At 49.8% G+C, this 13,318-nt stretch carries 9 protein-coding genes; 3 read left to right on the top strand and 6 right to left on the bottom strand.

The annotated features are described in order from the left end of the window. Positions 1 to 7: 7 nt before the first annotated feature. A complete protein-coding gene (locus M6D81_RS28705) occupies positions 8 to 4,042 on the bottom strand; it encodes an apiosidase-like domain-containing protein (RefSeq protein WP_262680771.1) in 4,035 nt (1,344 codons plus the stop codon). 32 nt (positions 4,043 to 4,074) lie between these two features. After that, complete coding sequence (locus tag M6D81_RS28700; protein ID WP_262680769.1) at positions 4,075 to 5,208, bottom strand: glycosyltransferase WbsX family protein; 1,134 nt, start codon at positions 5,206 to 5,208, stop codon at positions 4,075 to 4,077. A 248-nt stretch (positions 5,209 to 5,456) separates the two neighbouring features. On the opposite strand from M6D81_RS28700, the gene M6D81_RS28695 reads away from it, so the two are divergent. Genes M6D81_RS28695 through M6D81_RS28685 form a run of 3 tightly spaced genes read left to right on the top strand, consistent with a single transcriptional unit; the run spans position 5,457 to position 7,615 of the window. After that, positions 5,457 to 6,050 (top strand): TetR/AcrR family transcriptional regulator, encoded by a 594-nt coding sequence (locus M6D81_RS28695; protein WP_262680767.1) that lies wholly within the window; start codon positions 5,457 to 5,459, stop codon positions 6,048 to 6,050. Between the two features lie 2 nt (positions 6,051 to 6,052). After that, a complete protein-coding gene (locus M6D81_RS28690; RefSeq protein ID WP_262680765.1) occupies positions 6,053 to 6,475 on the top strand; it encodes a DUF3995 domain-containing protein in 423 nt (140 codons plus the stop codon). Between the two features lie 15 nt (positions 6,476 to 6,490). Continuing rightward, the gene (locus tag M6D81_RS28685) at positions 6,491 to 7,615 is read left to right on the top strand and encodes an FAD-dependent monooxygenase (protein WP_262680764.1); all 1,125 of its coding nucleotides are present in this window, start codon (positions 6,491 to 6,493) and stop codon (positions 7,613 to 7,615) included. A 62-nt stretch (positions 7,616 to 7,677) separates the two neighbouring features. On the opposite strand, the gene M6D81_RS28680 is transcribed toward M6D81_RS28685, so the two are convergent. The 4 genes from M6D81_RS28680 to M6D81_RS28665 all read right to left on the bottom strand — a co-directional run bounded on the left by M6D81_RS28680 (position 7,678) and on the right by M6D81_RS28665 (position 13,312). Next, on the bottom strand, positions 7,678 to 8,805 hold the full coding sequence (locus tag M6D81_RS28680; RefSeq protein ID WP_262680762.1) for a glycoside hydrolase family 88 protein: 1,128 nt from the start codon (positions 8,803 to 8,805) through the stop codon (positions 7,678 to 7,680). A 28-nt stretch (positions 8,806 to 8,833) separates the two neighbouring features. Further along, positions 8,834 to 10,276 carry a sulfatase family protein gene (locus M6D81_RS28675; RefSeq protein ID WP_262680761.1) on the bottom strand — a complete coding sequence of 481 codons (1,443 nt, stop codon included), beginning with the start codon at positions 10,274 to 10,276 and terminating at the stop codon, positions 8,834 to 8,836. Between the two features lie 444 nt (positions 10,277 to 10,720). Further along, positions 10,721 to 12,361, bottom strand: a complete 1,641-nt coding sequence (locus M6D81_RS28670) for a type 2 periplasmic-binding domain-containing protein (protein WP_262680760.1) — start codon at positions 12,359 to 12,361, stop codon at positions 10,721 to 10,723. 66 nt (positions 12,362 to 12,427) lie between these two features. Then, complete coding sequence (locus M6D81_RS28665; RefSeq protein ID WP_262680758.1) at positions 12,428 to 13,312, bottom strand: carbohydrate ABC transporter permease; 885 nt, start codon at positions 13,310 to 13,312, stop codon at positions 12,428 to 12,430. Positions 13,313 to 13,318 lie beyond the last annotated feature (6 nt).

The raw sequence follows: 13,318 nt of genomic DNA, 5'->3' as shown, positions 1-13,318 counted from the left end.
ATTCATCTTACATGGAGCCATGTTGGAATAAGTGCAGCACTTCCGCCGGGGTTAACGCGATGCCATATATTCTCACGTCATCGATTTTCCCCTTCAAATATTCGCCATTGCTTCCGTACATGTATCCGAATCGAAGCGGGGAAGCCTCGTTCACGACGCTGCCGGATATCGGCTGCGCGCCTGTTCCTGCCAATTGTCCGTTTACATACACCAGTACATTCGTACCGTCATATACGCCAACAAGATGATACCAAACATTCGGAGAAATCTCGGTTGTGAAATCAGCCACCGTTCCGGTGGAATACCAGGCATTATTGTCTGTGGCGATGACAAAATGACCTTTCCCCGCGGAATTAATTACAAATCGGTAAGCTCCGCTTAGGGAAGACTTTTCCACAGGAAAATAATTAGTCGCTGGCAGTTGAGACAAGTTTACCCAAGCCGAGACAGTCAGTCTGCCCATACCATCCAGACTGACGCTATCAGGAATATTCACATAATCGTTCATTCCGTCCAGACTTACTGCTCCGTTTACAATTCCAGTTGTCCAGGAAGCGCCGTTAACCAACGTCCCCGTATTAAGATTGCCGGAGAAATCATTTGCGGTTGCGCCCGAGCCCTCATCCAGTTTCCAATAGGCGGACGCCGCTTGCTTCCCATAAACTCTGAATTCTCTGCTTGTCGCCCAGTCACCTGTTGATGATTCAGTTACGGTCAATTTCACAAACCTTGCCGTAGCGTCTACGCTTTCGATAAGGTCTGTTCCGTTCACTCCCGTCCCGGTTCGATCGACAAGCGTGAAGTACGTCATATTATCTAGCGAACCTTCGATTTTATATTTCCATGTTAAATTCGGTGTATAAAAGATTTGGTTGATGTAGGCTAACTCATAAGGTTGGCCTAAATCCACCATTAACCATTGCGGCATTGCTCCACTTGTCGCGCACCAATAAGTCATGAAGTTTCCGTCCAATGCTTTTGATGCTTCCGCCCCAGGATTTGAGGTTGAACTAGTGACCGTTTTGCCTTGTGAGAGCAACGCACCCGGCAACCTTTTTCCATAGATCTTCAGCTCCTTGCTTGTCGCCCAATCCCCTGTGGACGATTGCGTTATCGTCAGCTTGACGTATCTGGCCGAGCCGCTTAATCGTTCTAATAGGTTTACACCTTTGACTCCAACCGTCGTACGATCCACAAGCGTCGTATAAGTAACATCATCATTTGAGCCTTCAATTTTATACTTCCATGTCAAATACGGCGTCAAAAAGGTTTGCTCCATGTAAGTAAGATCGTAAACATCTCCCAAATCGATCTTTATCCATTGCGGCATGGATCCGCTTGATGCCACCCAAGACGTTGAAGTATTACCGTCAACCGCCATCGAAGCTCCGTTCCCCGAATTGGCTGACGAACTGGTCGCTAGTTTGCCTTGAGATAATAAATCCGACGAAAGAATCGTATACGTATGTGACATTACCGGACTGCTTGTGTGTCCTCTCTTCTTCACAATTGCCTTAAGGGGCATCGTCCGGTCAATCTCAATTGGCGAATGATAGTTCAAACCGTTTGTATCCGTTGGAACGCTTCCATCTAATGTATAAAAAATTTGAGCATCGCTCTCTATCGTAGATAAAGCTATGACTTGCGAGGATGTATACATTCCGCCGCTTTCACTTGCCGTTGGCAGCGAATCAACTCGCTTATTGTAATATTCCGTTGTCACTACGCTATTGGTCATACCCGATTTGACAGCGATGGCCTTCAGCGTTTTCGAATCACTCAAGCTGATAGCGGAGCTATATAGCGTACTGTTTGTAGTAGGAGTTGATCCGTCGAGCGTATAATAAATCGAAGCCCCCAGCGTTGAGGTAGACAACGAAAGATTCACGCTTCCTGTGAAAGACCCGCCGGACATGCTTAGAACAGGTCTTTGGACTCTGTCCGTTATGTTTTGGATAATGATGACCCAATCTTTAGTAGAGTCAGGTTGTGCCGGAATACTCCACTGCCCCGACCCATTTGGAAGAAAGCCGTCGCTTATCATCGTATAATTACCGTTCCTCGTATTAAACCAACGCGCCATATAGGTGGACGACGGCGATAACCCGTTTACTATACCGGTATAGGCGCTTACGTTGGAAGGCAGATAAGCCAGCACGAGGGAACGATCCTCATTGGCTAATTGGGCGGGCTCTTGCGTCCCCGATGGCGCTCCGCTCCATGCGATTGCCGCTCCAGGAGAAAGCGAAGCCCAGTCAAGGCTAGTAAACAAATCTCTCAGATACCGCATTTGCGCGCCAGCTTCATTATCGATTGCTACATACCAAGGAGTTGGACTATTCTGGTTGGCTTGCCACTCATCTTCTGGATTCCATGTCGCTTGCCATATGCCATTGGCCCCATAGACATAACCCGCCGCCCCGTTAAACAACGATTTATAGGCTACTTCCCTCGTATAGAAAGATGGTATGTTCAATATATTCTCATAGTTGAATTCCGCTTCGATGATAGGTTTCGTCGGCGATTCCGCATATTGGTCCAACCAATAGCTATTAGCCCTTAATCCCCCGTGCCCTCCTTGCAGGAAGTCGATATCATAAAACGTTTCATTGCGGTAGCTGTTGTAATTGTTAACTGTATTATGAAGCGTAAGAGCACGATTATAGGCATCGTTATCTCTAATATGGGAAGCGACTTCTTTCCAGCCTTCGGAGTATCCCAGATCATATTCTCCTGCCGTATACCACATAACCGGATATGCTCCGTAACGAGCCACGATATATTTCGCTATTTTTTTATAATCATCCTTATTGGCTGCCTCCATTGCCCTGCCCCAATCCAGGCCTAGAGCGGTGATAAATCCTTTTTCCGCTAAATACTGTATCCTTAGATCAGCATTTTGCCAAAATGACGGATTCAACTCTTTAAATAATCCCTGATTATTCAGCAATTCGTTAGAGGAATCGTAAACCTTGAATTCTTTCACTGAGGCAGTGGATGATCCCGAACCTGTAATTTGCAGTCTGACGTACCTAGCGCTTGCCGTCGTCAAATCGGTAAACACATCCCCAGTGATTCCGAATGTTCTATCTATAATCGTAGAATAACTGATCCCGTCCGCAGAGCCCTCGATTTGGTAGTGCCATGAATCCCAAATGCCAAATTGCGTTTCCACCTTGCTTAACGTCTTTACTTGCCCTAAATCGATATACATCCACTGAGGGAATGAACCATTGGCCGCAACCCACTTTGTTCCGATATTTCCATCAATCGCCTTGCCCGCCGCATAATCCCATCCACCTGAGGCTGAAGAGGCCAGGTTGTACGAAAATGAAGATTGGCCTTTCGCGTAACCAGTGCGATTCCACGGATGTCCGCCTTCGTTCATCGTCCCGTTCAAGCTAATGTCGCCTACTTCACCCGAGAAAAAATTCATTTGATATACTGTATATCCTTGAGAAATTCTAGTATCCGCCATTCCCTTAAACTCCGAGGCCCATCTCCCGTCATTAGAGGAAAACAATCTTTCTCTACCGGACAATCCCATCCAATGGGTATCACCAAGCCAGAAAAACGGCTTCCCATCCGTATACGTCAAGTAACGATTATTGCTACTTTTCTTTAAACTCCATCCATGCTTGTAAATATCCAAGTTACCCGTATAGGCACTACTCGTTACGGTACCGAATTGATTATGAAGCCCCGCATTCGTTGGATCCGAAGATAAGGTCTCGTATGACCATATCCCCGCAATTGTCGGAGCGAATCTGATCTTCCATGTGTTACCGCCATCCCAGAAGCCGGGCACTGTCATCACCGTATTATCGGGTCCGCTAAATGTAGCGTTGACATCTACGTCAAGATAAGGATTGGCATATGTATTGCTGCTAGTGAGTGTTATTTCTACTACTTTCCAAGTTTCCGTCTCGTATGAATTCGCAAGGACAAGCGATTTGAATACCATACTGGATAATAAAAATAAGAGAGACACCATAAATAGCGAAGAAACCGTTGTGACACACCATTTCTTAAAACGGGTCATTCTTCTCATCCCCTTATACAATGATATTTTATTTATCGCAGAAAGACCTCTTTAATCGCTTGCAAGTATTGCATTCCATAGACGGTATCCGGTTCCAAATAACTGCCTTCGGTCCATTCATTCCATGCATTAATCGTAAACATAGATGGCGCTCGCTCGCTTGATTCCATAAAGTGTTTCACGGCTTCTAATGCTTTTTTGAATTCTGCCGGCGTATTATGGGACAAAATGGGAGTGAACGGATATCCGATGTTGTCGTACCGATCTGATTGAATCGTTCTTGGACTGGGATCCCAGCCCACCGTGACATTAGGGAAATAGGGAAGACTGTACCGATCTGTGAACAACTTAAAATCCAATATGTTCATTTCCCTGAAAACCGCGTAATCTGTGCAAGGAAAATCAGGCATTTCGTTGTGATGAATCCATACATAAGAAGTGATACTATCAAATCCAAGCTTATCGAGATAACCATTCACATCCGATATCAATTCCTCACCAGGCAGATTCTGAATTCCCCATACAACGGCATTCAGATGAAGCTCGCCTAGACCCGCTCGATGAACTCTTGCCCGAAAGTCATTCAACACTTCTTTGGTAATCTCTAGACTTCCTCCGATTCCTTTGATCAAGCTCATTAATTCATAAATAGAGAAATAGAGCCCGCCGTTCACTCTCATATAAGATGGATGCGAAAAGTAGTTTTCAATCATATAGTCCGTAGCCGCGACAAACGCTTCTTTCGAAACGGCCCCTTTGGCAAGTGTATGATAAGGCTTGTTTCTTGGAGCGGGATGAATGTCCGACCAATCATGGTTGGCCCACATCAAGCAGAACTTCAGACGTTCCACATTTGCTGCTCCAAGGAAACCTTTCTCGAGCGCTTTGTTGAGATAAGGACCGTCTTCATACCAGTACCAATCGAAAATAAAAGAGGTCAGTCCATGATCGGCAGCAGCGGCAATCTTTCGTTCCATGACCGTGGGATTCGATTCATCCTCATACCCCCATTCAGGAATTTTCGGCTGCTCATGCCCTTCGAATCTAGGGGTTGCCCTTTTCACTAGATCCCATTCCGTCCATCCCTTTCCATGCCAAATCTCGTTGCGCAAGTCTTCATGATAATTTGGAAAATAATACGCTGCGATTTCAACCTTAGGTGTCATTTAACATTTCCCTCTCCAGATACCGTTTTTCATCCTTAACTTTCATTCTAAAACAAATGCATCAAAAGCCAATGTAAGCATTTTGCTTTATCTTGTCTGTACTTTACATTTTTACTATCATATAGCCTTCTTCCCTTGATGACTGGCATTTTATGATTCGACAAGTTGAAAACCTATACGCTATTGCGATAAAATAATGACCAAGGTCATAATATGACCTTGGTCATTATTTTACCGAGGTGATTCATGTGCTGAGAGAAGCTAGAAAAAAAGATTTAAAAGAGAAGATTTTTTTCGAGGCTATGCAATTGTTTTCAGAAAAAGGAATAGCCGAAGTCAGCGTGTCTGAAATTACGAAAGCATGCGGAATTGCCAAAGGAACGTTTTACAACTACTTTTCCACGAAGGAATCCGTCCTTCTATATGTTGGACAATCGCAAATGGAACGAATAACCACTATCCAAGAGCGTATGGAACTGGATGCAAAACAGAAAATCATTGCCTTATTCAATCGATTAACGACAAGGCTCGAAGACTATCCAAAGTTAATGAAATTTGCTGTAGCTGAGCTATTCAAATCCTCGGTGATTATGGATGATGAAATCATTGCGATTCAACAGCTTAAAGACCTGATCCTACATTTGTTGAAGGAAGAAATGGAGCGCGAGCAAATGAAAGCACATGGCGAGCTTGAGGACATCGCCTCGATCCTTCTGGGAACTTACTTCTCAACGGTGATGATGTGGGCACATGATGAGCAATCCGTAGCCGCACTTCTTCACAGTGTGAACCGAAGAATTTCACTGCTTCTTGAACAATTTATTGTGAAGAAGGAGGACTAACTATGATCATACTCCCCATCATTTCGTGTCTAATCCTGCTCCTACTCGCTTTCATTCATGTTTATTGGGCATTCGGAGGAACAAAAGGAATACATGCCGTTATTCCTCAAGATGATCATCATCAACGCAAGTTTACCCCAGGGAAATGGGCAACTCTTTTAGTGGCCCTTTGCCTATTCAGTGCATGCCTCATTTTAGGCATTCAAAGCTCTCTTATCCCATTTGCAGGGTTAGCGAATTTAGCTCGTATCCTTTGCTTTTTCTGTTTCCTCGTTTTTGGGCTTAGAGCTATCGGTGACTTCAATTATGTAGGTCTATTTAAAAAACGACGAAAGACTTTCTTTTTCAAAATGGATACAGTCGCCTATACTCCCCTTTGTCTGTTGCTTAGTTTTACATTTATTTATGTCTTTCTGACAAATTAGGAGGTCCATCTCTATATGAAGAAAGTCATTATTTTAGGCGGCGGAATCGCCGGTTTAAGTACAGCCATAGCCCTTCAACGGATTGGGATGGATGTACGGGTATTTGAGAAGACGGCAGAGCTAAAACCCGTCGGAGCAGGGATCATTTTAGCTCCAAACGTCGTTCGCATCTTTGAAGAGTGGGGAATGACGCAACAGCTGATAAAGCATGGGCAATTCCTCGATCGTTTTGTTATTTTCTCTGATAAAGGAAAGAGCCTGTCAAGGCTTAATGAAAATCACCCGAAACAAACCATTGCGATTCACCGTGCGGATCTGCATAACATTCTTCTTCAGGCATTAAAAACGGTCCCTGTTTATTTGGGGAAGGAAGCTGCTGGCTATCAGCAGCATTCAAATGGCGTCACCGTGTACATGAATAATGGCGAAGAAGTCTCGGGAGACATATTAATTGCGGCAGACGGCATTCACTCTGTCATTCGAAAGCAATTGCTCCCGAAAATATCGCCCCGTTATGCTGGCTATACTTGTTGGCGGGGAGTTGCTCTGATCGAAAACCGTCTGAATATAGCACAGGAACTGCATGAATTATGGGGGCCGAACGGACGCTTCGGTTACTTGCCGATCTCTAAAACAATGGCATACTGGTACTGGCTGATTAACGCCCGGCCCAATGATCCCCTCATAGCCAAATACAGTGTATCAGATTTGATCGAACGCCTGAAAAACTATCCCCAGCCGGTAACCGACATATTAGAGCTTACTGAAAACCAACATATCCTTAAGCATGATATTTATGATCTACCTGCCATTGACCAATATGTATTTGACAATATCGCTCTTGTCGGAGACGCTGCGCATGCAATGACGCCCAACTTGGGGCAAGGGGCGTGTCAAGGCATTGAAGATGCCTACATTTTAGGGTTGTCTCTAGCCCGCCACCCGGATCATGGATTACAGGATTATCAGGTAAAGCGATTGCATAGAGCCAAAAAATTCGTCAACATGTCCAGACGAGTAGGGGTAATGGCACAGCTTGAACATCCTCTTCTATGTCGCATCCGGAATGTAATGATGAGAACGACTCCTCAAGCCGCTTATCGAAAGCAAAATCAATTTATCTATGACTATCACTATTAGATGAAAAAATCCCTGAAGCATCTACAACTGCTTCAGGGATTGCTCGCCTTCACAGCGGGATTCTACTTGATCTCATACCAAAAGCCTGCAAAGCCCCGCTCCAGTCGCAACAGCGCTTCTAGATAATAATAGTCGCCCCAGATCATGCAGCTGTCCGGCGCATTGCCCGTGCGCACGCTGTAGGAGCCGTGCCGGATCAGCCCTTCCGCTGCCTCCTCGCCGATGGTCGCGTAGCGCTTCACTAGCGATTCCATCATGCGCCGGGCATGCTCCTGGAAGTACGCCCGTTCTCCATCTCCCTCTTCCAGATGTCCAATCAGCTCAAGCAAGCCGCAAGCGGTAATGGCCGACGCAGAGCTGTCCCGCGGCGTTCCCGCCTCAATCGGCGCGTCGAAGTCCCAATACGCGACATGATCCTCCGGCAGATGCGCGATGAAGTAACGGGCCAGCCGGCGCGAGGCCTCCAGGAATCGCGGGTCGCGCGTATAGCGATAGGATAAGGCGAAGCCGTATACGCCCCAAGCCTGGCCGCGCGTCCACGTTGAACCGTCGTGATAGCCCTGATGCGTACCGCCGCCCAGCGGAATGCCGCTCTCCTGATCGAAGTAGAACGTATGATAGGAGGAATCGTCCCCCCGCACCAGATAACGCAGGCTCTGCTCTGCATGAATGAAGGCGATGTCCTTGTATTTCGCTTCGCCGGTCGTCTCGGACGCCCAATAGAGCAGCGGGAGATTCATCAGGCAGTCGATAATAATGCGTCCGCCGTTCTTCTCATCTCCGGCCGGCCCCCAAGCTTGAATATAGTTCCCCTTCGGACGCCACCGTCCCAGCAGCTTGTCGGCGGCGTCCAGCGCCAGCCGCTTCGCCGACTCGTCTCCCGCCAGTCTCCACTGTGCGAATGCCGACGGCATGTACAGGAATCCGATATCGTGATGCTCCAGCGCGATATCGTTGTCGAGCCGCTTGCGGAAGTCACTCCCCTGCTCCATAGCGGCCTTCTTGAACGCTTCATCCCCCGTATAGCGGTAGCAGAGCCAGAGCATGCCGGTATAGAAGCCCTCAATCCAGTCGTTGTTCTCTCCCCAGTCATACTTCTGATCGTTGTCAATGTGCGGGTAAGTCAGTCCATGTGCCGACACGTTCCGTTGCGTCTTCGCGACCGCGTCCTCAATTGCTTGCTTCCACATCTCTATATTCCTCCCTCTCCCGATAGCGTCATAATGTAAATTCGTCGTCCGTCTCCTTCAGTCGCAGCGCCAGCTCCCGCTCCATCCGATCGGCAACGGGATGCGCATCCGCCCGATCCAGCTTCAGCGGTTCAAGCTGGTGGGGATCTCTCTCCAGATCGTACAGCAATCGCTCTGTTGCATCGCCGGGGGCATAGCCCTTGTTCACCACATAGGTATAGTGCCGCGAGCGCAACCCCCGCCAGCCGTAACGCCGGTTGTCCAGCCCGGCCGCGCGATAGGCGTCTATCGCTTCCTTCCTGCCCGGGAAGGCGCTAATATAAGCGTAACGCTCACATCGTCCGGCATGGACAACCCCGCTGCTGTCGGCATTACCTCGAATTGCCGCCGACAGATCCTCGCCTTGCACCGTATCCGGCACATCCAGCCCGCATAGCGAGAGCAGTGTCGGCATAATATCCACCGTGTTCAGCAGCTCGTCGGTCGTGCCCGGGGCAATCCGCTCCGGCCAGCGGATCAGGAACGGGATGCCGATCGATTCCTCGTGCCACGAATGCTTCGCCATCAGGCCATGCGAGCCGAGCAGCTCTCCGTGGTCGGACGTCAGCACCACGATCGTGTTGTCGTCGAAGCCGTGACGGCGCAATCCGTCCAGCAGCCTTCCGAACTGCTCGTCCAGTCCGCTTACCGCCGCGTAATAATCCTTCGTCATCCGATGCAGACGCTCAGCGCCGCCAGGTACAGTCTCTCCCGTATGCACTTGCAGCGGGTCAAGCGCCGATACATTGGGGCGAAGCTTAAGCGGAAGCTCCTCGTACAATTCGCGATAACGCTCCGGCACCAGCTCATACGGCGAGTGAGGCGGATTCCAGGAGACGAACAGGGCGAACGGCTGCTCCTTGCTTCGGCTCCGCTCCTCCAGGAATTGCAGCGCCACATCCGTCTCGTGCTCCGGCGACCATTGGCGCACCTTGATCATATCCGGCGAGTCTGTCCAATAATGCGGATTCAGATGCTGATCGTATGCGCCGTACGAATACCAGAAGTCGAATCCGTGCCGCTTCGATCCCGGGGGCGTATAAGCGTCCCAATGCCGCGCTCCGGAAGCGGGCTCCTGCTCGACGTTCTGCTCCGGCAGGTCAAGATGCCACTTGCCGATGTAGCCGGTCGCATATCCTTCCCGCTTCAGCACGTCGCCGATGCACACTTCGTCCGGCGACAGCATAATCTCTTCGCCCAGCTTGCAGTTCGTATAGACGCCCGTAGACATGGCGTACCGTCCGGACATCAGGGACGCCCTGTGCGGCGAGCATAACGGCGTGCAGCTCACCGCTTGGGTGAATAGCAGGCTGTCCTCCGCGAAGCGATCCATGACCGGCGTAATGACGGGGTCGTCCTTCATACATCCCATTGCCCCTCTGCGCCATTGATCGGCGAATACATAGATGATATTCGGCCTTCCACTGCTCATTGCCATTCCCCTCCGTTCCAATAACTTCATTATAACGGCCTGCCGCATCCCCTATAAGGGGAAAGAATTGTTCCACCCGCTGGACAGCAGAAGAGACGGCATGCGCCAACCGGCGGCGCATGCCGTTGCAAGTTCCCGCATTAGGGATGGAATCGAACAGCAACTCGTTTTAGCATGAGCTAACAGATCCATTCGAAACACGGCAATGATGATAACTGCTAATTGGATTCCATGTCATTACTGATGCCGAATCGGTCTTGTTGTACGCTGCAAATGGAATTTGTGCAGGTAAATTAGGCTTTATCGCACAAAACCGCAATTTTCGGCCGTAACAGTAGCATGAAATCCAGTTAGATAAATGATCCGTTATTTGATGCCACGTGTCGACAGGCGCGCGAGGATGACCTAGATCGTACAATCTATTATGTCGTTGATGAATGCTTGCTATTCCCCGGCCTGGTAACGGTCGTAGGCCTGCTGGTAGATTGCGATCAGCTTGCTAAGTCCCATATCCTCCAGCTTCTTGAGATAGCCGTCCCAATCCTTGTCGCTGCCGCCGTTCAGCATCCACGAAGCGTACATTTTATCCGTATAAGTGCCGATGTCCGTCATGTAGCGGGAGATCTCACTGTCCTCCTCGGCGGTGAAGTATACCTTCGGGAATTCATTGTAGACGAGATATGGCTCATAGAGCGCATCCAGCTCCGTCTTCGGCAGCTTCTGCTGGTTCTCGCTTACAACCTTCTCCTGCATATCCTCCGTCTGGGCCCATACGCTCATCGCCGTCTTCGGCACTTCTTTGAACTCGTCGGAGGTCTTCCCTTCCGGCACCGGAAGCACCTTGTATGTGCCATCCGCCTGCTCCTCCAGATTGGGACCGATTACGCCATGCACGGCTTGCATGCTGACCATGGGATCGTACATGTAGTCGATCCAGCGGATCGCCACCTCCGGCTGCTTGGCTGCGCTCGTCAACGAGAAGGAGCCCTTGAACAAGATGCCCGGCATGAAGCCCGCCCATTGCTGATGGCCATCCGGTCCCTTCATTGGAGCAAGCGGCACGAAGTCGTTGTCCTCAGGCAGACCGACACTGTTGTAGTTCCAGGCGATGAAAGCGCCGACCGTATCGTTCTGGCTGATCTTGGCGGAGAATACTTTGCTGTCCTGCGTGAAGCTCTCCGGATCGGCAATTCCGTCCTTGAACAGCGTGTGGAAGTATTCGATCGCTTGCTTGTACTCCGGCTGAGCCGCCGTATAGATGACGTTACCCTCTTCCAGGACGATATGGTTGCGGCGGTCTACCCGACCGAATGAGCCGAAGAAGGAAGCGAGATCGGCATTCCAGTCCTCCGCGCGGAACGTCAGCGGAATCTCATCCGCCTTGCCATTGCCGTTCGCATCCTGCTCCTTGAACGCTTTCAAAGCCTGATAAAATTCATCCGTTGTCTCCGGAAGCGGCATATTCACCGCATCAAGCCACTTCTTGTTGATGAACAGCGCCGGCTTCGATACCGCGTACACTTCATTGATCGTCGGCAGCGCGTAAATATGCCCGTCGGGAGCGGTCAGCGCCTTCCGGTAATCCGGTCTGGCGTCGAACAGCGCCTTGATGTTGGGCGCATGCAGCTCAATCAGCTCCTCCAGCGGAATCAGCACGCCCTGCGAGCCGTACTTCACGACATCGGTCGCTTCGTTCAGGATGCCGTGGCCATAGAAGCCTTCCGGCAGCTCGCCGCTCGCGAACAACAGATTCTTCTTCTCCTGCCATGCGCTGCCGCCGGGGTTCAACTCCCAATCGATATGCACATTCGTCTTCTCTTCCGCTTCCTTGAAGAACAAGTAATCGTTCATATGCTTGCCGGACGGCGATTGGAACGCCGCCAGCTTCAATGTCGCCTTCTCATTCACGATCGGGTAGCCCTCGACATTGAAGTTGCTACCTTGCTGCTCACCCGCGGTCCCTTCGCTATTCTGTCCGTTCCCCGCAGGCTCATTCACGGCATTACCGCTGCTGCAGGCAGAGAGCAGCAGTGCCAGCATGACCGTACCGGCTGTACTTTTTAACCACGACTTTCGAGTTTTCATGAAATAACCTCCCATTATAATAGTAGCTTCTTGCAGCCAAGCCCTTTGCCCCATCCCCTGCATCCGCTACTCCTTGAGCGATCCGATCATCACGCCCTTGACGAAGTATTTCTGCAGGAACGGGTACAACACGAGCACCGGCAAGCTGGCCACGACAATGACGCCGAACTTCATTAACTCCAGCACTCTCTGCTGCTCGGCCAGATCATGCACCTCCTCCACGAACATCTCCGATATCTCGTTGCTGATCAGAATGTTGCGCAGAATAATCTGCAGCGGCTGCAACTCGTAATCCTTCAGGTATATCAATGCGTTGAAGTAAGAGTTCCAATGGTTAACCGCGTAGAACAAGGTGACGACGGCAACGATCGGGAGCGACAGCGGGAGCGCGATCCGCAGGAAAAAGCGGATATCCGAGCAGCCGTCAATTTGCGCCGACTCCAGCAGTTCGCCGGGAAGCGTCGTCTGGAAGAAGGTGCGGGTAATGATGATGTTGAACGCCGAAGCGGCATTGGGAATAATCATCGCCCAGATCGTATTGACCATGCTCAGATCCTTGACGAGCAAGTAAGTTGGAATAAGTCCGCCTCCGAAGAACATCGTGAACACGATCAGGAACATGAACACATTTTTGCCGTACATGTCTCGCCTGGACAGCGCATAGCCCGCCGTCAATGTCAGCACAATGTTAAGGGAGGTGCCGAGTACGGTATACAGCAGTGTATTCCGGTAGCCCATCCATATCGATGCGTCCGAGAAGATGCGATTGTACCCTTCAAGGGTGAATTCCTTCGGCAAGAACAGGAGACTTCCGCCAGCCATATTCGGTTCGCTGAATGAAGAGACGGCAACGTAATACAGCGGATAAATGACCGACAGGGACAGCAGCGCCAGCACAGCGTAATTGATCCAGTCGAATAGTCTGTCCGACCTCGAGTTCGAATAATTCAACTTCGT

Source organism: Paenibacillus sp. J5C2022, from assembly GCF_025567625.1.
In the GTDB taxonomy this organism is placed as follows: domain Bacteria; phylum Bacillota; class Bacilli; order Paenibacillales; family Paenibacillaceae; genus Pristimantibacillus.
The sequence above is the reverse complement of the archived record's forward strand: the minus strand, read 5'-3'. Positions and strand labels throughout refer to the sequence as shown.